General features: G+C 60.4%; 25 protein-coding genes, 1 tRNA gene and 1 pseudogene. 6 read left to right on the top strand and 21 right to left on the bottom strand.

Going from position 1 to position 22,477, the window contains the following annotated elements; all coding sequences use genetic code 11:
* Positions 1-50: 50 nt before the first annotated feature.
* A complete protein-coding gene (locus HALTADL_RS08360) occupies positions 51-1,154 on the bottom strand; it encodes a DNA primase large subunit PriL (protein ID WP_089670744.1) in 1,104 nt (367 codons plus the stop codon).
* A gap of 98 nt (positions 1,155-1,252) precedes the next feature.
* Here HALTADL_RS08360 and HALTADL_RS08355 point away from each other — a divergent pair, with 98 nt between their 5' ends.
* A complete protein-coding gene (locus HALTADL_RS08355) occupies positions 1,253-1,855 on the top strand; it encodes a DUF7474 family protein (protein ID WP_089670777.1) in 603 nt (200 codons plus the stop codon).
* Positions 1,856-1,876: 21 nt separating this feature from the next.
* On the opposite strand, the gene HALTADL_RS08350 is transcribed toward HALTADL_RS08355, so the two are convergent.
* From HALTADL_RS08350 to larB, 7 genes are all read right to left on the bottom strand, one after another.
* Positions 1,877-2,083 (bottom strand): DUF1328 domain-containing protein, encoded by a 207-nt coding sequence (locus tag HALTADL_RS08350; protein WP_089670745.1) that lies wholly within the window; start codon positions 2,081-2,083, stop codon positions 1,877-1,879.
* Positions 2,084-2,329, bottom strand: coding sequence for a hypothetical protein (locus HALTADL_RS08345; protein WP_089670746.1), 246 nt, complete (start codon positions 2,327-2,329; stop codon positions 2,084-2,086).
* A 133-nt stretch (positions 2,330-2,462) separates the two neighbouring features.
* The gene (locus HALTADL_RS08340) at positions 2,463-3,206 is read right to left on the bottom strand and encodes a DNA polymerase sliding clamp (RefSeq protein ID WP_089670747.1); all 744 of its coding nucleotides are present in this window, start codon (positions 3,204-3,206) and stop codon (positions 2,463-2,465) included.
* A 96-nt stretch (positions 3,207-3,302) separates the two neighbouring features.
* The gene (locus HALTADL_RS08335; RefSeq protein WP_089670748.1) at positions 3,303-4,676 is read right to left on the bottom strand and encodes a phosphoglucomutase/phosphomannomutase family protein; all 1,374 of its coding nucleotides are present in this window, start codon (positions 4,674-4,676) and stop codon (positions 3,303-3,305) included.
* Between the two features lie 51 nt (positions 4,677-4,727).
* Positions 4,728-4,997: a GIY-YIG nuclease family protein gene (locus tag HALTADL_RS08330; protein ID WP_089670778.1), complete on the bottom strand. Its 270-nt coding sequence runs from the start codon at positions 4,995-4,997 to the stop codon at positions 4,728-4,730.
* A 118-nt stretch (positions 4,998-5,115) separates the two neighbouring features.
* Positions 5,116-5,262: a DUF7563 family protein gene (locus HALTADL_RS17735; RefSeq protein ID WP_265472951.1), complete on the bottom strand. Its 147-nt coding sequence runs from the start codon at positions 5,260-5,262 to the stop codon at positions 5,116-5,118.
* 90 nt (positions 5,263-5,352) lie between these two features.
* Positions 5,353-6,132 (bottom strand): nickel pincer cofactor biosynthesis protein LarB, encoded by a 780-nt coding sequence (larB, locus tag HALTADL_RS08325; protein WP_089670749.1) that lies wholly within the window; start codon positions 6,130-6,132, stop codon positions 5,353-5,355.
* Between the two features lie 183 nt (positions 6,133-6,315).
* On the opposite strand from larB, the gene HALTADL_RS08320 reads away from it, so the two are divergent.
* Positions 6,316-6,483, top strand: a complete 168-nt coding sequence (locus HALTADL_RS08320; protein WP_021041298.1) for a DUF1931 family protein — start codon at positions 6,316-6,318, stop codon at positions 6,481-6,483.
* Between the two features lie 99 nt (positions 6,484-6,582).
* On the opposite strand, the gene rpiA is transcribed toward HALTADL_RS08320, so the two are convergent.
* The 4 genes and pseudogenes from rpiA to HALTADL_RS08295 form a co-directional block, all read right to left on the bottom strand.
* Positions 6,583-7,275 (bottom strand): ribose-5-phosphate isomerase RpiA, encoded by a 693-nt coding sequence (gene rpiA, locus HALTADL_RS08315; RefSeq protein WP_089670750.1) that lies wholly within the window; start codon positions 7,273-7,275, stop codon positions 6,583-6,585.
* Between the two features lie 55 nt (positions 7,276-7,330).
* Positions 7,331-8,455 carry an ORC1-type DNA replication protein gene (locus HALTADL_RS08310; RefSeq protein ID WP_089670751.1) on the bottom strand — a complete coding sequence of 375 codons (1,125 nt, stop codon included), beginning with the start codon at positions 8,453-8,455 and terminating at the stop codon, positions 7,331-7,333.
* Between the two features lie 666 nt (positions 8,456-9,121).
* Positions 9,122-9,682: pseudogene (gene thpR / locus HALTADL_RS08300) on the bottom strand (RNA 2',3'-cyclic phosphodiesterase).
* 74 nt (positions 9,683-9,756) lie between these two features.
* Positions 9,757-9,948 carry a DUF5786 family protein gene (locus HALTADL_RS08295; RefSeq protein ID WP_089670753.1) on the bottom strand — a complete coding sequence of 64 codons (192 nt, stop codon included), beginning with the start codon at positions 9,946-9,948 and terminating at the stop codon, positions 9,757-9,759.
* 175 nt (positions 9,949-10,123) lie between these two features.
* Here HALTADL_RS08295 and HALTADL_RS08290 point away from each other — a divergent pair.
* The 4 genes from HALTADL_RS08290 to HALTADL_RS08275 all read left to right on the top strand — a co-directional run bounded on the left by HALTADL_RS08290 (position 10,124) and on the right by HALTADL_RS08275 (position 14,106).
* Positions 10,124-10,194 (top strand) — tRNA-Gly (locus tag HALTADL_RS08290).
* A gap of 242 nt (positions 10,195-10,436) precedes the next feature.
* On the top strand, positions 10,437-10,748 hold the full coding sequence (locus HALTADL_RS08285; RefSeq protein WP_089670754.1) for a hypothetical protein: 312 nt from the start codon (positions 10,437-10,439) through the stop codon (positions 10,746-10,748).
* Positions 10,749-10,841: 93 nt separating this feature from the next.
* A complete protein-coding gene (locus tag HALTADL_RS08280; protein ID WP_089670755.1) occupies positions 10,842-13,046 on the top strand; it encodes a CDC48 family AAA ATPase in 2,205 nt (734 codons plus the stop codon).
* A gap of 52 nt (positions 13,047-13,098) precedes the next feature.
* Positions 13,099-14,106, top strand: a complete 1,008-nt coding sequence (locus HALTADL_RS08275; RefSeq protein WP_089670779.1) for a sodium:calcium antiporter — start codon at positions 13,099-13,101, stop codon at positions 14,104-14,106.
* 18 nt (positions 14,107-14,124) lie between these two features.
* On the opposite strand, the gene HALTADL_RS08270 is transcribed toward HALTADL_RS08275, so the two are convergent.
* From HALTADL_RS08270 to HALTADL_RS08230, 9 genes are all read right to left on the bottom strand, one after another.
* A complete protein-coding gene (locus HALTADL_RS08270; RefSeq protein WP_089670756.1) occupies positions 14,125-14,892 on the bottom strand; it encodes a pirin family protein in 768 nt (255 codons plus the stop codon).
* A gap of 72 nt (positions 14,893-14,964) precedes the next feature.
* Positions 14,965-15,507: an NADPH-dependent FMN reductase gene (locus HALTADL_RS08265; RefSeq protein ID WP_089670757.1), complete on the bottom strand. Its 543-nt coding sequence runs from the start codon at positions 15,505-15,507 to the stop codon at positions 14,965-14,967.
* Positions 15,508-15,560: 53 nt separating this feature from the next.
* Complete coding sequence (locus HALTADL_RS08260; RefSeq protein ID WP_089670758.1) at positions 15,561-16,340, bottom strand: alpha/beta hydrolase; 780 nt, start codon at positions 16,338-16,340, stop codon at positions 15,561-15,563.
* A 9-nt stretch (positions 16,341-16,349) separates the two neighbouring features.
* Complete coding sequence (locus HALTADL_RS08255; RefSeq protein ID WP_089670759.1) at positions 16,350-17,090, bottom strand: queuosine precursor transporter; 741 nt, start codon at positions 17,088-17,090, stop codon at positions 16,350-16,352.
* Positions 17,080-17,253: a ribbon-helix-helix domain-containing protein gene (locus HALTADL_RS08250; protein WP_089670760.1), complete on the bottom strand. Its 174-nt coding sequence runs from the start codon at positions 17,251-17,253 to the stop codon at positions 17,080-17,082. Before HALTADL_RS08250 ends, HALTADL_RS08255 begins: the two co-directional genes overlap by 11 nt.
* Before the next feature lie 47 nt (positions 17,254-17,300).
* Entirely contained in the window at positions 17,301-18,137 is an 837-nt protein-coding gene (gene ubaA / locus HALTADL_RS08245) for an SAMP-activating enzyme E1 (protein ID WP_089670761.1), read from the bottom strand.
* 53 nt (positions 18,138-18,190) lie between these two features.
* Positions 18,191-20,095 carry a methyl-accepting chemotaxis protein gene (locus HALTADL_RS08240; RefSeq protein WP_089670762.1) on the bottom strand — a complete coding sequence of 635 codons (1,905 nt, stop codon included), beginning with the start codon at positions 20,093-20,095 and terminating at the stop codon, positions 18,191-18,193.
* A gap of 131 nt (positions 20,096-20,226) precedes the next feature.
* A complete protein-coding gene (locus HALTADL_RS08235; RefSeq protein ID WP_089670763.1) occupies positions 20,227-20,817 on the bottom strand; it encodes a 50S ribosomal protein L15e in 591 nt (196 codons plus the stop codon).
* Positions 20,818-21,205: 388 nt separating this feature from the next.
* Complete coding sequence (locus HALTADL_RS08230; protein WP_015911568.1) at positions 21,206-22,144, bottom strand: transposase; 939 nt, start codon at positions 22,142-22,144, stop codon at positions 21,206-21,208.
* Between the last annotated feature and the right edge of the window lie 333 nt (positions 22,145-22,477).

The raw sequence follows: 22,477 nt of genomic DNA, 5'->3' as shown, positions 1-22,477 counted from the left end.
ATCTCTTGTTTTCCGCCAGTAGCCACTGCCTACCGCAGTCGACTCCAGTGTTAGTCGGCCTTTTCGGCCTGCTTTTCGCGCCAGTCGACCAGATCGTCGGTAGCCTCCAGTCGCGCCTGATAGTATGCGAGGGGGTGACCGGCGACTTTCCAGTGGTCGTTCTCGTTGTGGCAGATGCCGTAGGCACTCAGTGTCTCACACGACGGCGGCGGATACTGCGTCCCGCGGTCGTCTTTGAGATACTCGGTCTGGTACCGGATGCCCTCGGGATCGAGCGAGGATTCCGCACAGAAGTCGACGATCTCGTCGGCCTCCATCCCGATCCCGGTCAGAAACGCCATCAGCGTGAAACTCTCAAACGATTCGAGTTCGATCCCCTGTTCGGCTTTCCCGAGCAGGTTGTCGATACAGGGCGGAAACAGCTCTCGGTTGACGAAATCAATCTGTCCAACCGCCGTGCGCTCCGAGAGGAGTCGACGGAGTTCGCCGAGCTCGTCGGCCAGCGGTTCGACGATCCCCTCACCCTCGGTCAGCCCCTCGAACGGCAGCCCGCTTGCGACCCGGCGGCGGATCGCCGTCCGGAGCAGCGCAAACAGCTCCTCGCGGGCGACTCGCACGTCACCGCCGCCGACCTCGCGGTTGACCAGCCGCCAGCTGTCGCTCCGCGAGCCTGAGGCCAGCCGGAGATACGTGCCCACGCCGACGCGGAACCACTCCGGCTCGCGGTTCGGCTGGTTGGCTTCCGGTCGAATTGCAGTCGACAGTCCCAACTCCTCCAACACCGTCTCGCGGTCGAGGCGCGCGGACGTCGTACTTTTCAGGCCGTCGTCACCAGCCTCGAAATCGTCGTTCAATCGCTGGACGGCGGTCTTGGCCTCGGCGGCCGCGTACTTGTCGATGGCCGCGCCCGAATCCAGCAGTGAGACGAGGATGCGCGCAATCGGATAGGACAGCAGTTCGTCCTCGTCGCGCCACTCGTCGGGTGTCTCCGAATCGACTCGGCCAGCCAGCAGCGCCCGTTCGACACGCTCGCGGCCCCTGTCGACTGCGGGTGCGCCCTCCTGAATCAGCGTCTCGACGTCGACACCCAGCTCGCCAACGGCTGCGCGGGCCGCATCGAGAAACGGATACCGGGCGTAGAGCGGGGTCGACATGATTACCGCCGACTTTCATTGCAGAATGAATAAGCCCGACGGTCGACCGGCACCGAAACCACGGAAGCTATAATGGGGTGGCGACTGAGTCACCGGTAGTGCCGCGTTTCAGCTACCCCTGCCCGGACTGCCGGACGACAAACAGCCTCCACGAGCTCGACTGCCGGTTCGAGGGGATGGCCTGGCCCACCATCGAGAAAGCCTACACCGACTGTCTGGCGGTGTTGTCGGCCACTGGTCCCGACGACACGCTCACTGAGTCGACGCTTCGTGAGTCGATCCACGGCGAGTGGGGCGAACTCCACAAAGCTGCCCTTGAGACGCTTAAAGCGATTAGCCGGGTCGAACAGGATGACGACGGAACCCTGCGACTGCTGACTGCGGCAGAGTACAAGGAACTCGTCTCGGAGCCGACCATCGAACCGATGCGGACTATCTACGAGTACGGCTCGATTCCGGGCTGTCACGACCACGCGGTGTTTGCGATGATCGCGTGGTACGAGATGGTCGACCTCTCGTGGGCCGAAACCAAGGCCAACGTCTGTGAGTGGCTCCGGGAGTCGGGGACGTGGGACCGCGGCGGCTTCGAGGAGTCCTCGCCCGAGACGCTCGTCGAGAGCAAGCGCCACGTCTACGATGCGGGCTACGGCTGGAAACAGGCCGGCAATGAGGCCAAAGCCGTGATCGACCGCCACCGGTAGTCGGTGGCTACTAGCGGTCGCTCACAGGAGGAGACTAAGAACGGCCAACACGATGAAGATGAGCACGAAGATTCTGGCGATCTCCATCGAAACCCCGGCTACGTTACGGAAGCCGACGACTCCGGCGACGATGGCGAGGACGAAAAACACCAGCGCATATCGGAGAAACCCACTCTGGATCGGTGTCGCCCCGAAGCTGTCGACTGCGAAACCGACTGCGTTGAGCATTCAGAACTCCTTGAGCCGAATCTCGTCGTCGGTGATTGCTGCGACCGCCTCCGAGTTGAGGGCGTAGGTATCGCTGTGTTCATCGGGTTCGGCCCAGCCGAGCATCGACAGGAACTCCTCGGTGAGTCCGGGGTCGGGGTCGACATGGGCTGCGTTATCCCTGACGGCGACAACGCGGCCTACACGTTCGCCGCTGGCGTTTGTGACCGGTTTCGATTCGTCAGCGTCGGTTAGTGTCGTTGCCACACCCTATCGCTACCACTGCCACACTTAAAGGCGTGATTTCGGAGCTACTGATCGGTTATAAAAGTCGACTATCTCCAGAATCGGTACGGATAGGTGTCACTTGGTTCCTAAAACGAGGCTGAAAACTGCGTGCCTAGTCGCTCTGGATGCGCGGCGCGAGCATGTAGGTGACGTGGCCCAGTCCTTCGGCGAACTCGTAGTGGAGTTTGACAGGGAACTCCTCGCCGAGGTCCACGGTCACTTCGGTGGCTTTCGGAATCGCCTTATTCATATCCTTCAGGTAGTCCAGCGAGAACAGCGAGTTGGCCGCCCCCGCGCGGAGATCGATCAGATCCTCGTTTGTGAGTTTGAGGTCGACGTCGTCGGTATCGCCCTCGGCCTCGATATAGAAGGCCTCCTCGCTTTCGTCGACGCGCAGCGAGATGTGGTCGCTCACCATGTCGGCGGCCGTGATCCCGCGGTTGAGCTGGCTGCCTTCGAGAACGACCTGTGCGGGGAGGTCGAGATCCGGAATGTCGGGCTCTTGGCGGATCGAGTCGGGGTCGATCAGCGCCAGCGTGTAGGAGAGGCCGTCGATCTGGATGTGGAGCTTGCGGGTCTCCTCGTTGAGTTCGAGCCGGATGAGGTCGCCGCTGTTTGCCATCCCGGCGATGTCTTCGAGTCGACCGAGATTGACGCCGATGACGCCGCCGTCGGCCTCGTAGGATTCGAACGCCGCCGCGTCCAGCGAGAGGTCGACCATACCGACGTTGGCGGGGTCGACCGCACGAATAGAGAACTCTTCCTCGTTGAGGCGGATCTTACACTCGTCTACCAGCACGCTCACTGAATCGAGCGCGTCTGTGAGCGTATCGGCACTCACGATGGCCTTGAACATATAACTCGTTCTACGGAATCCCCCGATAAAAAGGCATCCGGTTCGGTAGTTTCAATCGAACAGGACGGTCCATTCTGCAGTGGTCTCCCTCGGTCTCTATACGAGTGGTTCGACGAGGTCGACGCCCGCATCGAGCAGCGTTTCGAGTCGCTCGGGACTTCCGGCCTCGCCGTAAACCCGCAGTTTGGGTTCGGTCCCACTGGGTCGAATGAGGAGCCACGAGCCGTCCTCAAGCAGGAGTTTGAACCCATCGAGAGTCACCGTGTTGGCGACCGCCGAGCCAGCGACTGACTCGGGGATGTGATCCGAGAGGTCCGACAGCACGCGTTCCTTCTGGTCATCGGGACAGGCCACGCTGCGTTTGCTGGCGTGGATCTCGCCGTGTTCGTCGAGGAGTTTGTCGACGCGCTCGTCGAGTGGTTTGGCCGCGGTCACCGCGCCAGCCAGCAACGCCATCAGCACACCGTCTTTCTCGCGGATGTGACCACGGATAGAGAAGCCGCCGGACTCTTCGCCGCCGATGAGGGCGTCGGTTTCGCCCATCGCTTTGCCGATCCATTTGAAGCCGACCGGCACCTCGACGACCTCTTCGCCGTTTGCCTCGGCGATCCGGTCGATGAGGAAGGTGGTCGAGACCGACCGCACGGCGGGACCGGAGTCGGATTCGAGCAGGTAGTCGTAGACGGCTGCAAAGAAGAGGTTCTCGTCGAGATAGCCACGTTCGGGGGTGCAGATGGCGATCCGGTCGGAGTCGCCATCGTTGGCGATCCCGATATCCGCGTCGTGTTCGTCGACTGCGTCGGCGAGTTCTTGGAGGTTGCTCGGACTCGGTTCGGGCGAGCCGCCGCCGAACGTCGGGTCCCGCTCACAGCGGTTTCTGATAACCTCCGCACCGGCCGATTCGAGCAACGCGTCGGTGACACCCTGACCGCTGCCGTAGATCGCGTCGTAGACGATGGTGAGATCCGACAGATCCTCGCCGACGAGGTCGGTCGCGTGGTCGGCGTGGCTCGGAATCGGATCGATCTCGTTGATTTCGCCCCACTCCTCGGCGGGCAGCAGGTCGGGTTCGGCGAGGTTGGCCTCGATCTTCTCAGTTCGGTCCGGCAGTGCGGGTGCGCCGTCTTCGGGAATGAACTTGACGCCGTTGTATTCGGGCGGGTTGTGCGAGGCGGTGACCATCAGCGCACAGGAGAGGCCTCGGTCGACGATTGCATACGCAATCACGGGGGTCGGGCAGTCTCGCTTGGGCAGCAGGACGTCGAAGCCGTGACCGGCCATGATCTCGGCGAGGCTCTCGGCGAAGCCGGGCGAAGTCTCCCGGGCATCGTAGCCGATGATGACGGGGTCGGTGTACCCCTCGTCTTCGAGGTAGGTCGCTACTGCCTCGCCGACGATGCGGACTCGTTCATCGGTGAACACGTCCAGGGTGGCGCGCCACCCATCCGTTCCAAAGGAAATTTTATCCATACATTATCTCCTATCCCAACTGATAAAAAGGTGTGAGGTAGCTATTGCTTCTTATATATCATATTTTGATGGAGTACTGGTTTCGATAAGCCGTGTTTTTTCGGATCGACGGAACTGTTTGATCTCGTACTCCCGGCTCATCGCCTCGGATTTGGTGTCGTAGGACTCCCAGTAGACGAGTTCGACCGGCGTTCGTCCGCGTGTATACTTCGCCCCCTCGCCAGCGTTGTGTTCGGCCAGTCGACGGTTCGGATCGGTCGTGTATCCTGTATAAAAGGTGTCGTCGGCACAGCGGAGAATGTAGACGTAGTGGTCGCTCATGGGTGGTATGGCTCCACTGGCCGAAAAGCTGTTTCGTGTCTGGAAAAATCGGCCACTGACCGACAGTGTCGGTTCCCCCAGTGGCTCGTGGCTGTTCAACGGACGGTTCACGATCCCCCTATGTGCGGGTTCGTTCTCGGGCGGCTTCGGCGATTCCGGCGTTAGCCGAGTAGGATGGGCAGGCAAACACCTGTCCGAACTCGTCGGCAAACACCCGAACGAAACGGTCCGAAACGTGGGACCCGCAATGATCGCAACGTGACATATACTCCCGGCTTCACTGCATACCGGTAACTACTGTAGGCGCTGACCGACCAAATACTCTTCTTCAGGTTATGTACAATATACTATATGTCTAGTTACCAGACTGTTGGTCACGATTCTTCACGGCGTCGACCTGCCGAGCGATCAGTGCGGCCTGTGCCCCGGCGGTGAATCCGGCGTCGATGTTGACGACCGACAGCGCGGTACAGGACTGCAGCAGTCCCGCGAGGGCGGCTTCGCCCTCGCCGCCGTGTCCGTACCCCGTCGACACCGGGACGCCGATCACCGGGCAGTCGACCTGTCCGGCGACGACTGTCGGGAGTGCTCCCTCGCGGCCAGCGACTGCGATAACGACATCAGCCTCCCGGATCGTCTCCAGTTGATCAAAGAGGCGGTCGATGTTAGCGACGCCGATATCCTGTATAATCGTGCAGTCGGCACCCGCCGCTTTGACGAGGGCACGGGCCTCACCAGCAACAGGGTAGTCGGCGGTGCCACCGGTGACGATACAGACCTTGGCTGTGAGTTCGGGCTGGTCGAAGGCTTCGCCAGTGACGATGATCGTCCCTGCGCGGTCGTCGACGCTGACGGTGGCTTCTGTGTGTTTAAAAGCGGTCTCGACGGCCTCGCTGCTGTCTCCGTCGGCTCTGGTGACGAGCGCGCGACCCGCCGTTTCGACAGCCGTTTCGCAGAGGTCGACGACCTCCTCGGGGCGCTTGCCTTCCGCGAGGATGGCCTCCGGGATACCGCGTCGTGTCTCGCGGGCTGCATCGAACCGGCCCGAGGTTGTCGTTGCGTAGCCAGACAGCCGCGCCTCGGCGGCAGACACCGACAGCTCGCCCGCCGCAACTGCCTCAAGCGTCTCTTTCATGGTTTTTGTACTGTTCTCCAATGAGTCGTAGCTGTCGTTCGTCCAGCGTATATAATAGTGGCGAAACAGCCATCATCGACATTCATAATTTGGGTCATACAGGGGTCGAAACTGCCGTCAAGCCGGTTTGCCCACGAAATACATAACAACCCTTATTAAGCAGGACTCGGTACGACACGTTGCATGGCAGATCTTATCGTCAAAGCAGCCGTTAAAGAAGCGCTGAGCGACAAAAACGTAGCTTCGGATTTCTACGACGCACTCGACGCGGAAGTCGAGGAGCTCCTCGAAGACGCAGCTCGACGAGCCGAAGACAACGACCGGAAGACGGTCCAGCCGCGCGACCTGTAAGGTCTCGACCGATCCCCGTTTTTTTTCGACTGCTGGCTACTGAGCCGTTGGCTCGTCGACCGTGTCGCTACTGATTTGGCCGAACACGCGTCCTGTTGATCAGTAGCGTGTCTCAGAAACGCCATCCTCACTGCCGATGTAGACCGCACTCGTGTAGTCGACGAACAGCCCGTGTTCGACAACGCCGGGAACTTGCGACAGCGAGGCCGCCAGCCCCGCGGAGTCGTCGATTGACCCAAAGTCGGCGTCGACCACGAGGTTCCCGTTGTCAGTGATCACTGGGCCGTCTTTGTCCGATGCTTGGCGGAGCGTTGGCGTCCCGTCCAGCCCCTCGACTGCCGCTTCGACGCCAGTACGGGCTGCTGGAATCACTTCGATAGCGACGGTGTGGTCCAGCGTCTCGGCGACTTTGGTTGGATCGACAACGATCAGGAGTTCCTCGCTTGCGGCGGCGACGATTTTCTCTCTGGTGTGGGCCGCACCGCCACCCTTGATACAGTCTCCGGACTCCGCAACGATCTGATCTGCGCCGTCGATGGCGATATCGAGCCCGTCGACCTCGTCGAGGTCGGCGATGGGAATTCCCCGGTCGATGGCACACTGGCGGCTAGCAAACGAGGTCGGGACGCCGACGATATCGAGTCCGGCGTCGACTGCCCTGCCCAGCGCATCGATTGCGTGGGCTGCTGTGCTTCCGGTGCCGAGGCCGACTGCCATTCCGTCGGTTACCTGTTCGGCCGCGGCCTCCCCAGCGCGACGCTTGGCCGCGTCGCTTCCACCTGTCGACTTCATGGCTTGTGCTGTGTGTGGGTCCTTCAAACAGCTACCGGTCGTGGTTCACCACGGCTCAGTCTAATCGGTCGAGAATGGCTTGTGGATCGTATTCCAGCGAGAGTTCCCGCGAGCGGCCGCGACCCTCCACGTCGGCGTAGCTGGCATCGATAATCCCGAGTTGGTCGAGTTTGTTGACCAACTCCGAGTAGCGCGTGTATCCCAGCCCGGTGACGGCTTCGAACGCTTCGTAGACCGCCCCGGCCTGCTTGCCGTCGTGATCGATGAGGACTTCGAGGAGTGCTCGCTCGGACTCCGAGAGGCCGCGTAGGCTCCGTGAGAGGTGGACGTGCTTGGATTTCTCGTAGGCCGACTCGATGTCGTCGCCGGTAATGGTCCGCGAGGCTCGCATCTCGGCGTTGAGTCCGGCCCGACGCAGGAGATCGATCCCGACGCGGAGATCACCGCTCTCGGCAGTGAGTTCGGCGACGCGTTGAAGCTCCGTGTCGCTGATCACGTCCTGATGGAAACCGCGGTCGGCTCGCTCGCGGAGGATCGAGTGGATCTCGTCGACCGAATACCGGGGAAAAAAGATCTCCTCGGGACGAAAGACGCTCTGAACGCGGGTGTCGATTTCGTCGATCACGTCGAGCGAGAGATCCGAGGAGATGATGATGACGCCGATTTTGACCCCCGAGTGGGTTTCGTGAGCACGCAGCAACGAGCCGAGCGTATCGCTGGCCTCGTTTTCGTAAAACAGGTAGTTGATATCGTCGAGGGCGACGATGAGGACGTCCTCGTCGTCGACCAGTCGCTCAGTTAGCTGCCCAAAGAGCTTTTTAAATGAGATTCCCGAGGAGGGTGGTTCGTAGTCGAAGATGCCCTGAAAGAGGCGGGAAAAGACCGCATAGCGGGTGGAGTCGACTTGGCAGTTGACCCGGACGGTCTGAATATCGCTTTGGCCGCCGAGTTCGCCGAACAGTTTTTGTACGGCGGTGGTCTTGCCAGTGCCCGGTGGGCCTTGGATCATCGTATTCAGCGGGCGGGAGCCTCTGACCGCGGGCCGAAGGGCGTATTTCAGGCTCTCCAGTTGGCTGGTGCGGTGATGGAAGGCGTCGGGGAGATAGTCGATCTCGAAGACGTGTTCGTCACGGAACACGGTTTCGTCCCACGACAGCATCTCCTCGGGATCATCCGACATCTGCCTGAGTGAACCCAGCCCGTCTACTTAATCATTCCCCGATATGAGAGCGATCCACCCGCTTACCACGAGCAAAACGGTCACTCGAGGCTACGGGGTCGTCGGCCCGTTCACAGCCGAGTTCAGTTTTATTTGACAGAGCGTGTCATAGAAAAGATCTCATGGCCGGTTCATTGAGTGATATCGGGCCATTTACGCTCAAGTGGGGGCTTGGAGATCGAATCCACTGATTTAACATCGCCAGAAAGCGGGCCTATAGCTTCTATGACACGCTGACTCGGGAACGAAGACGATAACGACGATAGCAGACAGGTAGACGAACATCACGATGAGACGAAGTACACCGGCTGTCTGTCGCTGGCTCTCCGGACGTGACTCAGCGATGCCCTGCAACGTGTTTCCGACCACCATTACGAGTGGAAACAAGAATAAATCTTCGCTACCGAGGACCCATTTGAAAAATACGTACAGGCTGAGGAAGGCGACTGCGATGCCGAAATAAAAAAGCGACATGGGACGGCCAGCTGGCTCATTGAATACGAGTTTCTTGATTGTAGAGGGCATTACTGTCAAATCTTCGTTCAATCCGTAAATCAATTTTTCTCGTTGACTTTGTGTGGTTCGCTGTTCGACTGTGAATGATTCTATGACATGCTCTTTGACAGCCTACAGGTCGACCTCGGTGACTGTCTCGTACTCCGGCCCTGCATCCGTGAGCTTGCTTTCGGTCAGGCGAACACTGTCGACTCGAAACGTCCCGATTGTCGGATCGGTCTCTTGGACGACCTCTTGGACCACCGCTTTTGCCCGAGCGTCGTCCATCCGCGCTAGCGTGATATGTGGCGTAAACTCGTGACTTTCGGCTTCGAACCCGAGTGCGGTCATCTCTGCTTCGATTGCCTCATGGAGCCGGATCAATTCGGCGTCACCCTTTCCCTCACGGACGCCGACCCAGACCACGTTGATGTAGTCCAGCTAGGGAAAGACGCCGAGACCACCGATGGTACAGTTGAACGGGTCGACGCTGGCTTCGTCGACTGCCTCGTGGAGTGCAGTTTTGATTTTATCGCGGCGTTCCGGGTTTATGTCGCCGAGGAATTTGAGCGTGAAATGCGCCTGTTTCGGGTCGACAAACCTGAGTCCCTCGGCCTCGCTGAACTCGTCTTGGACCGTTTCGACCGTATCAGCGAGTGACAGCGGGAGGTCGACGCTGACAAAGAGTCGCATACACAAGCTACCGGCTTGTGTTTATAAGTTCTATTGGCGCTGTGGTCGGCGTTGGCTGCTGCCCGTCCAGCAGCTTACTCGTCGTCTTCGTCGTCGTTGTCTTTGATTTCGCCGAGCTGATCGATGAGGTCATCGGTCGAGGCATCGGAGTCGACCGACATCTCGCCGTCGTAATCCTTCTCGTGGACGTTTACTGCTTCGCCCGTGTCTTCTTCCTCTTCGCCCGGCTGCTCCTGTTCGGATTCATCGTAGCTTCCAAAGCCCATACAACTGGATTCTGGGGACGACGCGAATAGGTCCTCCGGTTCGATAGTATGGTGGTGTCTCACTCACACTCGCGTAGTTATTGGCTGGTTCGGTAGACGCAGTAGCGTATTTGATACGGCTGCCCCGACGGTCGACTGAAGGATTTATTCGTTCCGACACCATCGGTTCAGGTGCGCGCCGTTGGTCCAGTGGTAGGACAGAGCCTTCCCAAGGCTCTAGCCCGGGTTCAATTCCCGGACGGCGCATTTCTGCCGAACAAAGTGAGGCGAAATCGCCACGGAATTGAACCCTATCAGTCGCGCGCAGCGTAGCGAGCACGTCTGATTTCGGTTCAATTCCCGGACAGCGCACTCCTTCGTCGTGCGCCGTCCGATGTCCCACTCGCGTTACTCGCGGGACTCCCGGACGGCGCATTTCTGTTTTTAAGCGAGGACGTCCGCGACCGAGAAACGTCGACTTCAAACTCTCCGACCGGATTAGTCAGTTCATGGCACTCACAGATCTCCTCCCGGACCGCCCGCTCCAACAGTCCGAAGTCGACGCCCTCGACGACAGCGAGAAAATCGTCGGTAATTTTCCCGTTTATCTTGAACAGGCCTCGCGGTTCGCCATCGGCCTCGTCCTCGTGGTCGGCGACACAGCCCACGCACTGAGCTACGACGTTGAGGGTGAGGGGTGGGAACTGATCGAGACGTGCGCCCTCGACCACCCGGTCGACGGTGGTGTCCACGTCGATGATATGGATCTGATCGAGGAGCTACAGTCGACGGCCTCACAGCATGCTGGCGCGTCAGCGTGATTTCAGGCGGCGATTGAGACACAGTCTCCAAGGATTCCTTTCGGGAATGGGTTTATCCACCGTCGGCGTAATATAGGTATAGAGACAATTTTCGTGAGACTAATCGTTAAACCACTTGATCGGAAGAGCGCAGGCCAGGGTATCGCAGCGATTGATCGGTCGGCGATGGAGGACCTCGGCGTTGCTACTGATGACTTCGTGACCATCCAGGGCGAATCGGGCACTGCAGTCGCTCGTGTCCGGCCGGGACGCTCGGGCGACTTCCAGCGGGATGTCGTCGGCATCGATGGCCAGATCCGCAAAACAATCGGCACGCGAATCGATCAAATCGTTCGGGTCGAGCAGGCCGACGTCGCACCAGCAGAGGAGCTTTCGATTGCACTCCCCGGCGGGCTTCGAATCAGCGGCGATCTCTCCTCCTACATCCGCGAAAAGCTGGCCAACCGCGCCGTGCAGGCCGGACAGACCGTGCCGCTCGCGCTCGGATTCGGCTCGCTGATGGGCCGCTCCAACCGTCGGATTCCGATTCAGATCGTCGACACCGATCCGGGCGGCACCGTGATCGTCACCCAGTCGACCGAGATCACGATGGCCGAGCAGTCCGCCGAAGCCGTCGACGCCGAACGCGGCGAGGAGGCAACTGACCGCGCCGAACCGCCGGGGGTCACTTACGAGGACGTCGGTGGCCTCGACAACGAACTGGATCAGGTTCGAGAGATGATCGAACTGCCGATGACCCATCCTGAACTGTTCCAGGCACTCGGCATCGAGCCACCGCAGGGCGTCCTGCTCCACGGCCCACCCGGCACCGGCAAGACACTGATCGCCAAGGCGGTCGCCAACGAGATCGACGCCGACTTCTCGACGATCAGTGGCCCGGAGATCATGTCGAAGTACCACGGCGAGAGCGAAGAGCGACTCCGTGAGGTCTTCGAGGAGGCCAGCGAAAACGAGCCGGCGATCATCTTCATCGACGAGATCGACTCCATCGCGCCGAAGCGAGACGACACTCAAGGTGAGGTCGAACGACGCGTCGTCGCCCAGCTGCTCTCGCTGATGGACGGCCTCGAAGACCGCGGTCAGGTAACGGTCATCGGGACGACCAACCGCGTCGACTCCATCGACAACGCCCTCCGCCGCGGCGGGCGGTTCGACCGCGAGATCGAGATCGGCGCACCCGACACCGAGGGGCGAAAAGAGGTCCTCCAGATCCACACCCGCGAGATGCCACTCGCCGAGGATGTCGACCTCGACCAGTACGCCGAAAACACCCACGGCTTCGTCGGCGCTGATCTCCAGAGTCTCGTCCGCGAGGCGGCGATGAACGCACTCCGACGCGTTCGTCCCGATCTCGACCTCGACGGCGACGAGATCGATGCCGAGACGCTCGAAACCCTCCAAGTCACCGACGCTGACATGCGGAAAGCGCTCCGAGAGATCTCACCCAGCGCGCTTCGGGAGGTCTTCATCGAGACGCCCGATGTCACGTGGGAGGACGTTGGCGGGCTCGCAGAGACCAAGGCTCGACTCCAAGAAGCCGTCCAGTGGCCACTGGAGCATGCTGATGCCTACAAACACGTCGACCTCCAGTCGACCAAGGGGATCTTGCTTCACGGGCCACCCGGAACCGGGAAAACGCTGCTCGCAAAGGCGGTTGCGAACGAGGCCAACTCCAACTTCATCTCGATCAAAGGCCCCGAACTGTTCGACAAATACGTCGGCGAGTCGGAGAAAGGCGTTCGCGAGATCTTCGAGAAGGCGCGGTCGAACGCACCGACGGTGATCTTCTTCGACGAGATCGACGCCATCGCAAGTAAACGTGGCAGCGGCGGCGGGGATAACCAGGTCGGCGAACGCGTCGTCTCACAGCTCCTGACGGAACTCGACGGCCTCGAAGAGTTGGAGGACGTGGTCGTCATCGCGGCGACGAACCGACCAGATCTCATCGACGATGCGCTAACGCGTGCGGGCCGAATCGAGCGCAAAATCAAGGTTGGCGGGCCGGACGAGGAGACCAGACTCGCGATCTTGGAGATCCACACCCGGAAGCGGCCACTGGCCGAGGACGTCGACCTCGACCAGTTTGCAGCCGAAACCGAGGGCTTCGTCGGTGCGGATCTGGCGGCGCTGTGCCGGGAAGCCGCAACGACTGCCGTGCGTGAGCACGTTCGCGCCCAGACCGACAGCGAGCCGACGCCTGTCGAAGACATCGTGATCACCAACGCACACTTCGAGGCGGCGCTGGCGGATCTCACGCGAGAAGACGACGATCTCGATGGCGGCGTCGACGACCTGTAACATCCGGTTCAGAGTAGGTATCCATTTTACTATGGATCGATAGGTGTCGACCGTGCCAGGACTGCTTGCCTCTCTCGCTCTTATCGTCGTGACGGTTCTCGTTATTTGGAAAGGGAGCGGCCTGTTCGAGCGGGCCGCAGAGCGACTGAGCAAGTACTACGGCCTGCCAGTCGCTGTTCACGGCGCGATTGTCGTCGCCGTTGGATCGAGTTTCCCCGAGATCAGTTCGGTCGTTATCAGTACGGTGGTCCACGGCGAGTTCTCGCTCGGTGTTGGGGCTATCGTCGGCAGCGCTATCTTCAATCTGCTCGTGATTCCTGCGCTCTCGGCGCTGTTCAGCGAGGAACTCACGGCGACCCGTGATATCGTCCACAAGGACGCGCAGTTCTACGTCATCAGCGTCCTGGTGTTGTTCATTATGTTCGCACTGGGGGCGACCTACGTTCCGGGCGGCACGAACGAGGCCGCGATTCTAACCCCGACGCTGGCCATCCTTCCGCTCGCCACATATGGAATCTACGTGTTCCTCCACCAGCAGGACGCCAGCGACCATGTTGCCACCGATGTGGTCGGTGTGCGTCCAAAGCGGGAGTGGGGACTGCTTGTGGTGTCGCTGCTCGTCATCGCTGTCGGCGTTGAAGGCCTCATCCGGGCGGCCCTCTCGCTCAGAGAGATATTCGGCACGTCCAGCTTTTTGTGGGGCGTGACCGTCATCGCCGCCGGAACGAGTCTCCCCGACACCTTTGTGAGCATCAACGCTGCAAAAAACGACGACAGCGTTACCAGTCTCACGAACGTTCTCGGGAGCAACACGTTCAACCTGCTTGTCGCCATTCCAATCGGTGTCCTACTGGCAGGCTCAGCCACAATCAACTTTCTCGTGGCGATTCCAACGATGGGGTTCCTTGCGTTCGCAACACTCGTCTTTATCGTCTTCACTCGTACCCGGCTCGAACTCTCCAACCTCGAAGCATACGGCCTGCTCGGTCTCTACGGGGTTTTCCTGCTGTGGATGACACTTGAATCAGTCGGCATTATCGAAACCGTTCGGGGTATTTGAGCGAGGTCGACCGACCACTCACCGACCAATCGTCCCCTGACGAGTAATCGGGGCGTCGGGATTAATACAGAAGGCGACCAGAATCGAGTCCTCGGTCGCTGTCACCGATACCTCACCGTCACCTTTTATAACGACACTTTCGGTGAATCCGATACTCGTTTCTTCGTCCTCGGTCACGATGTCGCCCTCAAATACGTAGAGATAGGTATCCCAGTCGGGCCGGGCGGGCATCGAGACGGTCGACCCCTCGTCGAGCCAACAGTCATAGAAGTCGACCTCGTTTCGGACCGAGAGGGGTGCGTCACTGCCTTCGGGACCGAAGAGGTATCGCCATTCGTTGGGCGTCGACTCGGGAATCGGCTCGTGCTGAATACCGGGCTCCAAGTCGAGACTGTGTGGCCGGACGAAGATCTGGAGCATCCGGAGGGGTGGGTCGTCGGCAAGGGTTTCCTCGCTATGCCAGAAGCCGCTGCCAGCGCCCATGATCATCAGATGATTCGAGTCCGTGACGAGACTGTTGCCCTGTCGGTCCTCGTGACGCATCACGCCCGCTGGGACCCACGAGATGATCTCTTCGTTTCTGTGTTGGTGCATTCGGATCAGCGTGCCAGGGTCCATGAACGACTCGACGACCGTCGACAGCGGGCCGTAGCCGTGATCCTCGTGGTTCGGCACGCCACGACCGGGGAAGTTGAAATGGATCCGAAACTTGCCCTGATTCTGCGAGATGTCGGTTCGTGGCGTCGTATAGATTGTTGGCTCCGTGTGGGTCGAGGTATCGTCCATTGCTGACCAGTACGACGCCTGATCCTAAGTGGCTTCTGCGCCCTGTGCGCCGGAGCGTTATTTAAAAGGAACTCACAGCGACTGTGGCCTGATCCGCGCGTACTCCACCGACATCCGGCCGAGTTTTCGGACGTGGGCTTCTAAGTCGGGGTCGACGAACTCTCGGTCCTCGAACTCGTTGGACGCTCCCCGAATCCCGACCTCGTGGGGGAGCGTCCAGCCGTGGACTGTCCGGATGCCCGTACGCAAGTGTTCCAGCGTGGGTCCGTAGGAGCCACCGCCAGCCGTCGCCAGCAGGCCGACAGTCGTGCCCTCGAACTCGTTTTTCCCCAAATAGTCGAATGCGCTTTTGAGTGCTGACGACACCATGCCGTGATAGACGGGTGTGCCCATCAACACCGCATCAGCGTTGCCAACGGCCTGTTTGAGTTTCCTAGCGTCGCCCTGATTTCGATGGTCCGGATCGAACAGCGGGAGGTCCCACTCACGAAGATCAATCAGTTCAGTCTCCGCACCGGCCTCGCTGGCGGCATTCAGTGCCTGCTCAAGCGCCAGTCGGGTGTAGCTTGTCTCTCGAAGACTACCACAGATCGCCACAACAGTTACAGCCTCCATTAGTATCTCATTTATAAGTGGCTGCTTCAATTGAGTCTTCTGGCTGCCCGGTCTCAGCTACCGGCTGTTTCGTTCTGCAACCATGGCACGACAACCCTATTCAGTCGACTGTGTGCCGTCTCGTAACTGGTCCCCGATGGCTCGTCCTGCCCAGTATATGCGCCGAACTGCGTGTGATTCACGCCCTCTAGGTCTGCAAATCGCGTTGAGGCTGGCAGATTCCCACGATTCCGCTCGTATGCTGTCCTGTTCAGCACCGTATCCGCATCGCCAGTCACACTCACCACCGCGAGATCGCGCTCGGAGATGTCGACGTCACAGTACGAGCCATACAGTAACAGCCCCTCTACGTCGGCGTTCGCCGCATACCGGCAGGCCATCGCCCCGCCGAGTGAGTGGCCGCCGACGTACCACGCCTCGACGTCCGGATGGTCGGCCATCGCGCTGTCGGCGGCATGGGTTCCGAGGCCGTTCTGGGCGAGTCCGTAGTCGACAATCGCGAGATTGAGTGGTTGCTTCGGAATCACGACCGTTACGTTCGCGTCTCGGGCCAGCGCCGCGAGCGACCCCACATAGGCATCCGGATGAACGCGACCGCCGGGATAGAAGACGACACCCGTCTCCGGCGTGGTACCTACTGGCTGGAGGACGTACCCTTCGTCAGTTCGGTCGACCGTCACGCGCTGGTCGTCCTCGACGGTCGCGATGCTCTCCGATGATCCGTGATACGGTGACCCAAAATAGCCGACTGTGAGTGCAGCGAGGACGATGAGCCCAACACCGAGCCAGACGGCCAGTCGTTTGCCCTGTCGACGAATGGTTGATTGATCCATGCTTCAGACTCAGTCGTCGGTCACGTGTCTGCTCTGGGGGTCGACGCCGTTGGGTCGCAGCGTTCGGACGACCAGATAGACAAAGGGGGTGTCGACGACCGCGATCAGGAGTTTCAGCAGATACTGGCCAAGGACGAGGCTGATAACCACCTGCGTCGGCAGTGCCTCACCGATGCCGAACACCGAGGGTGCGATGAGGAAGGCAACCCCGACGAAAATCACGGTGTCGATGGCCTGACTGGTCGCCGTCGACGCAATATTCCGGAGCCAGAGGTACTGCCCGGCGGTGTAGTCCCGAATCCAGTGGAACACGAACACGTCCCAGTTTTGACTCACGATATATGCCAGCAGACTGCCGAGGACGATGTTCGTACTCGGAGCCAGCGCGCTGGCAAACGTCGCGGCGAACGTGGGATCGGCGGCGGGCGCACGGATTGTCGACCAGACCAACACGAGGACGACGAAATTCATCGCGAACGCGATGTTGACCATCACCTGTGCGGCGCGTCGACCGTACAGTTCGGCATAACAGTCCGAGGCGAAGAACGTCAGTGCATACGCGAGGGCCGCCCCCGGCAGGATGATCTCCGCGCCGATCTGCGGCAGTGCCACCGGCAGCGGGATTGCCAGCAGTTTGGCGGCAGTCAGTTGGGCGGTCACCAGCGCAGTGACGAACAGCCCGATGAGGGTGACTTGGCCGACTGCGAGTAGCTCGGTTGAATCACCGGGAGCCAGCAGGTTATTCGTCATCGAGTCGACCCCGCCGCGTGTCGATATCGTCTAGCAGATCCAATGTCTTCCTGATCGATGCCCGAACCGCCTCGCTTCGGTTAACGAATTTCTTGCCCTCGCCGACGTGGCTGTCGAGGTCCTCCAACAGCTCGTCCGGTACTTCGACGCTTATCTTGGCCATGCCGGGATAATACTGGGCGAATACTTGAAAATGCCCATCTCAGTTTCTTACTGTGACATGTTCGAGTCGACGCTCTCAGTGTTAATCGCACAACTCTCACTGTACTCGATGCCCTCGATTGACTCGATTGGATCGTCGCCGCAGACCGGGCAGTCGACCCGCGATTGGTAGGGTACTCGCTCAAAAGAGAGATCCATCGCGTCGTAACACAGCATCGTGCCGACCAGTGGCTCACCCAGATCTAACAGCAGTTTCACCGCTTCGGTCGCCTGCAGACAGCCGACGGTTCCCGGCAACACGCCAAGCACGCCAGTCGTTGCACAGTCCGGCACGGTCCCCGGTTCGGGAGCCTCGGGGAACAGACACCGGTAGCAGGGTCCCTCAGGAACAAGGCTGGTGACTTGCCCCTCGAACTTATAAATAGCGCCGTGGGCCACTGGAATCCCGGCCAGTCGACAGACGTCATTCACGAGATACCGCGTCGGGAAGTTATCGGAGGCGTCGACGACCAGATCGTAGCCTGCGATTATCCCCTCGGCGTTTGACTTCGAGAGCCGCACCTCGTGGGTCTCGACCGTGATATCGGGATTGAGGTCAGATATAAAATCGGCCGCACTGTCGACTTTCGGCGTTCCCACGTCGCCGTCTGCGTGGATCACCTGTCGCTGGAGGTTCGAGCGTTCGACGGTGTCGTCGTCGACGATGCCAATCGTACCGACACCCGCCGCAGCGAGATACTGAATGACGGGCGCACCGAGGCCACCGGCACCGACGACTAAGACACGGCTCTCCAACAGCTTGGCCTGCCCCTCGGGACCGATCTCGTCCATAATAATGTGCCGCGAGTAGCGGTCCAACTGGGTCGCATCGAGTGAGAGGCTCATATCTCCCCTTTTGGCACCAGCGCGAATAAGAATGTGGTCGACGGTCGGTCGAGCTACTCGACGGTGATCTTCACTGGCTCATCGAGTGCCGCCGCCTCCTCCGAGTCGTCGGGCTGGTCGAGCTGCTCTGCCCGGTCAGTCTCGATGGACTGACCGAGTTGATCGGACTGATCGGACTGATCGGACTGACCGAGTTGATCGGCCTGATCGGACTGACCGAGTTGATCGGCCTGATCGGACTGACCGAGTTGATCGGCCTGATCGGACTGATCGGACTGATCGGACTGATCGAGTTGGTCCGACTGCTCACTGCGATCCTGTTGGGTGGTCACCCCATTGGCCTCGATCTCGAAGGCGTCGAGTTGGGCTTCGAGTTCGGTGGCCTCGTCGGCCAGTCCCGAGACCGTGTCGGCGACCGTCGACAGCGAGGTGGTCTGTTCCTCGGCCGCGGCGGCGGCATCCGACGCGTCGGCGGCGGTCGCATCGCTGATCGCCGCCACGTCGTCGACAATCGCGGCGACGTCTTCGGCGGACGCGGCCTGCTGGTCGGTGGCGTCGCTGATTTCGTAAATGCTGTCGCTGAGGTCGGTGACGATCTCGGCGATCTCATCGAACTGTCCCAGCGAGCGTTCGACCGCGTCGGTACTTTCGCCGACTCGGTCCCGTGCTGACTCCACATCCGCAATCGTCCGGTCGGACTGCTGTTGGATGTCCTCCAGGCGGTCGGCGATATCGGTGGCCGCGCTCCGGGTCTCCTCGGCCAGCGATTTGACCTCCTCGGCGACCACGGCGAACCCCTCGCCGCCGTCGCTGACGCGGGCGGCCTCGATGGAGGCGTTCAGGGCCAAGAGGTTGGTCTGCTCGGCGATCTCGCTGATGACGGTGACGATCTCGTCGACCTCGTCGATCCGCTCGACCAAGGCGTCGACCGAGTCGGCCACCTCGGCAATCTCTGTCTCGATGGTCGAGAGTTCCGCCGCAGTCTCGGTGGCCTCTTTCCGTCCGGTCGTCGCGGCCTCGCTGGCTGTTTCGGCGGTTCGGCTCACCTCTTCGGCCGAGGAAGCGATCTCCTCGACGGTCGCTGACAGCGTGTTGACCTCCGAGACGGCGGTCTGTAGCTGGTCGCGTTGCTCGTCGGCTCCGGCAGCGATTTCGTCGGTCGCCGCGGCGATCTCCGACCCCGCTTGATCGAGTTCCGTCGTGCTCTCGTCGACGGCCTCGGTCGACTCCCTGACGGCAGCGGCGAACTGGGCTGTCTCGCCGATGGAGTCCTGGAGCGTCCGAAGCAGCTCGTTGTAGCGGTCGACAACGACCGTGTAGCGTTCCTCGCTGTCGTCGACGACTGTGGGATCGATAGTCGCGGTCAGATCGCCGTCGATGGCGGCAGTCGTCGAGGTTTCGAAAGCATCGACGAGTCGGGTGAGTCGTTCGGAGCGGGCTTCGAGTTCCCGGGTATGGGTTTCGAGGTTGTCGGCCATTCGAGCCAGCGAGTCGCCGAACGGACCGGGCACTGGCTCCGCCAGCGCCTCGTTATCGAACTCTTGGTCGGCCAGCGCGTCGGCCTGCGCGGCGACTGTGGCGAGATAGATCTGTAGGTCGCCGAAGGAGGCCGCGAGATCGCCCACCTCGTCGCTTTGCTCGACGACAACCGGTTCGGTGTCGACGTGGCCCTCGGCGATCCGACCCGCCGCGGTTTCGATCCTCGCCAGCGGCTCGATGAGGTCCTGCTGGATGATCAACACGGTGTTGACGAACGCCACTATCGCGCCGATGAAAATAACACCCTGAACGACTCGTAGGGCGGTCCCCGCGACGACGAACGGCAGGACGAACAGCCCGATGGCGACGCCGAACTGGATGGCGACCGCCGCCAACAGTTTCCGCCGGAGCGAGTCAGTGATGCCGAGGCTGTCCATCGTCCCCCAGAGAACTGCCTCGTAGGTATCCAACAGTGACATAACAAGTAACCATTTAGTATCTCACCACATGAACCGCCGCGCCGATTACTACTCCGTGGGAATCGACACAAGCCAGTGCGGCGGCTCGCGGTTCGGAACGGAATAAAAGGGTCGACCGGATGCCGCGTCAGTTACTTGCTGCGGTTACGGTCGCTGTTGACGCTCGGTCGGGCGTGTTCGGTGCCCTTACCGCGTTTCTGCATGCCACGGCCTTTGTCGCCAGCGCCGGTGAGACCACGGAACGCGCGGCCCTTGTGCTGGGATTCACAGATCCAGTTGAGATCGTCGTCGTTCTCGATGGCGGGATGCTCGGGGTCGACGAGGATCACTTCGTGCCATTTCTGCGAGCCGTCTTCCCCGACCCAGTAGGAGTTAAGAACTCGAAGATTGGGGAACTTGCGGGAGGCTCGCTCCTCACCGATGCGCTGGATCGACTTCCGTCGACCGATGCGGTTGACACCCTGTCGTTTCGAGCGTCGACCGGCTTTGTGGCGCACTTTGCGTGCGTTTCCTTTCCGGACCGACACGCGGGCCACGACGATGCCCTGTTTTGCTTTGTAGCCCTGCGAGCGGGCCTTGTCGAGGCGAGTTGGGCGGTCGACGCGCTCGATTGCGCCCTGATTCCGCCACTCCTGTTTTCGCTGCCACTGCAGTTCGGCGAGCTTGCCCTCGCCGGGGTTCTTCCATGCGTCTCGGATATGAGAGTATGCGCTTTTTGCCATTGTTGTCCTCGGGCGCTTGCGATTCAGTCGGAAATCCCGACCACATTTCGTCCCGGCGAACCGGGTGCCCACTGGTGGCCCGTCTCCAGCGAGTTGGCGTGTCTACTGCCGAGACCTGTTTAATGGCTTCGGGTTGGTGGTGGTGCGAGATGGTGTGGCATGGGGAGGGTCGAAAGCAGTTCTGAACAGGTAGAATGCGCAGTATTTTTGAAATGAAGTTAATTCTGCTGACATATTTTCCATCCTGTTTTTGATTTGATAGCAAAAGACACTTACTGTGAAAATAGGAACATTCAATTGATGGATCGCCGCCGAGTCGCTCTCCTACTCATCGTCGTCGGGGTGCTTTGTCTCCCAGCACCGCAGTGAGGGTGTCATAGAATAGTTCTCATAGCGTGATGACGGTGCTTCCTGGATTGTCTCCGCGTTCGTCGTTGGTGATCGCAATAACGAGACGAAGGCACAGCGCGAGGAACACTTGTGCTCGTGCGTGGACGCGGCCTCGGGCGCGAACGTGCCCGAGGCCGCAGTCCTTGACGGCGTCGTTGGTTCGTTCGACTCCACTCCGGCGGTTGTACGTCTCGTCTAGCGTCGATTGCTTCAGCTGAACGTCCTCGCTGTGTTCGTCGATGCGGGCTTCGACCCTGTACTCGATGTCTTTCGGATCGTCGGTGTTTCGTGCGTTGTACGGAGCGACTGGCACGACCCCTGCGGCCAGCAGGTGGTCGTGCCAGCCGAGCGTGTCGTAGGCGCTGTCTCCAAGCATCCAGATCGGTTTCTCGACGGCGAGCGCGTCACACGTGACGCGCATCGCCGTCTCCTCTGGCGCTTGCTTGCTCTCGGTGAACTCCGCGGCAATCGGGATCTTTTGCCCGGTCGAGACGATCGTACAGCCGTAGCCGTGGTAGTACTCTTCGGCGGTTGGATCGTAGCCTTTCGACGCGTCTTGGTCGGCGGGCATCGTCCTCACGTCGGTGGAATCGATGGAGTAGGTCAAGTCGAGCAGGCCGCGGCAGGCGGCCTGCTCGACGAGGCGGTCGAAGACCTCGTCGACGACGTGTTCGAGGTCGGTGAGGAAGCGATCGACCGCGTCTCTCGACGGCGGTCGATCGAAGCCACAGCTGAGCCAGACGACCGTGTTCTGGAGTTCTCGCGTGACTGGACGGATGCCGTAGACGTTCTTGTAGTAGCAGTGCAGGAACGCTCGGAAGAGTGCTGGTGGGTGATGATCTCGTGTTCGCCCCCGGCGAGCGGGGGCGAACACATCGAATTCTTCGAGAAAGTCGAACTCAAGATGCTCGAACAACGCGAGCGTCTCGGTCGCCATTACATTGAAGAACTCGTCGATAGAAGTCTCCTCTTGCAGGATGCTGGCGCTCGTAGACACAGTTCCAACATCCTGCGTCTTCGTGTGTGACGCTTTCTATGACACCCTCTCCCAGCACCGCAGTACTTAATTTGGGCAGCAGAAGCTACGACTCCACCTCCGCAGACCTCCCAAGTATACGTTGCCGAATCGATCAATCTCAGTAACGAATCGGATCGAAATCAGTTCGTCGACCGACACAGTACCGACATTACGCTCGTCGATACGATACTTAAGCCACGGTACCACGAGGATGAGTATCGCTCGCCCAGCACCACTCGTGACGTGCTGAGG

Origin of the sequence: Halohasta litchfieldiae (genome assembly GCF_002788215.1) — an archaeon.
Classification (GTDB): Archaea; Halobacteriota; Halobacteria; order Halobacteriales; family Haloferacaceae; genus Halohasta; species Halohasta litchfieldiae.
This window is presented reverse-complemented; position numbering and strand designations above follow the sequence as displayed.

Coding starts and splice junctions, on each gene's coding strand:
- larB (WP_089670749.1), bottom strand. CDS start 6,132: ATGAAAGAGACGCTTGAGGCAGTTGCGGCGGGCGAGCTGTCGGTGTCT.
- ubaA (WP_089670761.1), bottom strand. CDS start 18,137: ATGAGCCTCTCACTCGATGCGACCCAGTTGGACCGCTACTCGCGGCAC.
- HALTADL_RS08235 (WP_089670763.1), bottom strand. CDS start 20,817: ATGGCAAAAAGCGCATACTCTCATATCCGAGACGCATGGAAGAACCCC.
- HALTADL_RS08335 (WP_089670748.1), bottom strand. CDS start 4,676: ATGGATAAAATTTCCTTTGGAACGGATGGGTGGCGCGCCACCCTGGAC.
- HALTADL_RS08270 (WP_089670756.1), bottom strand. CDS start 14,892: ATGGACGATACCTCGACCCACACGGAGCCAACAATCTATACGACGCCA.
- HALTADL_RS08250 (WP_089670760.1), bottom strand. CDS start 17,253: ATGGCCAAGATAAGCGTCGAAGTACCGGACGAGCTGTTGGAGGACCTC.
- HALTADL_RS08330 (WP_089670778.1), bottom strand. CDS start 4,997: ATGAGCGACCACTACGTCTACATTCTCCGCTGTGCCGACGACACCTTT.
- HALTADL_RS08310 (WP_089670751.1), bottom strand. CDS start 8,455: ATGTCGGATGATCCCGAGGAGATGCTGTCGTGGGACGAAACCGTGTTC.
- HALTADL_RS08260 (WP_089670758.1), bottom strand. CDS start 16,340: ATGGATCAATCAACCATTCGTCGACAGGGCAAACGACTGGCCGTCTGG.
- HALTADL_RS08350 (WP_089670745.1), bottom strand. CDS start 2,083: ATGCTCAACGCAGTCGGTTTCGCAGTCGACAGCTTCGGGGCGACACCG.
- HALTADL_RS08340 (WP_089670747.1), bottom strand. CDS start 3,206: ATGTTCAAGGCCATCGTGAGTGCCGATACGCTCACAGACGCGCTCGAT.
- HALTADL_RS08285 (WP_089670754.1), top strand. CDS start 10,437: ATGGCACTCACAGATCTCCTCCCGGACCGCCCGCTCCAACAGTCCGAA.
- HALTADL_RS17735 (WP_265472951.1), bottom strand. CDS start 5,262: ATGTCACGTTGCGATCATTGCGGGTCCCACGTTTCGGACCGTTTCGTT.
- HALTADL_RS08360 (WP_089670744.1), bottom strand. CDS start 1,154: ATGTCGACCCCGCTCTACGCCCGGTATCCGTTTCTCGATGCGGCCCGC.
- HALTADL_RS08265 (WP_089670757.1), bottom strand. CDS start 15,507: ATGGAGGCTGTAACTGTTGTGGCGATCTGTGGTAGTCTTCGAGAGACA.
- HALTADL_RS08255 (WP_089670759.1), bottom strand. CDS start 17,090: ATGACGAATAACCTGCTGGCTCCCGGTGATTCAACCGAGCTACTCGCA.
- HALTADL_RS08295 (WP_089670753.1), bottom strand. CDS start 9,948: ATGGGCTTTGGAAGCTACGATGAATCCGAACAGGAGCAGCCGGGCGAA.
- HALTADL_RS08240 (WP_089670762.1), bottom strand. CDS start 20,095: ATGTCACTGTTGGATACCTACGAGGCAGTTCTCTGGGGGACGATGGAC.
- HALTADL_RS08320 (WP_021041298.1), top strand. CDS start 6,316: ATGGCAGATCTTATCGTCAAAGCAGCCGTTAAAGAAGCGCTGAGCGAC.
- rpiA (WP_089670750.1), bottom strand. CDS start 7,275: ATGAAGTCGACAGGTGGAAGCGACGCGGCCAAGCGTCGCGCTGGGGAG.
- HALTADL_RS08230 (WP_015911568.1), bottom strand. CDS start 22,144: ATGGCGACCGAGACGCTCGCGTTGTTCGAGCATCTTGAGTTCGACTTT.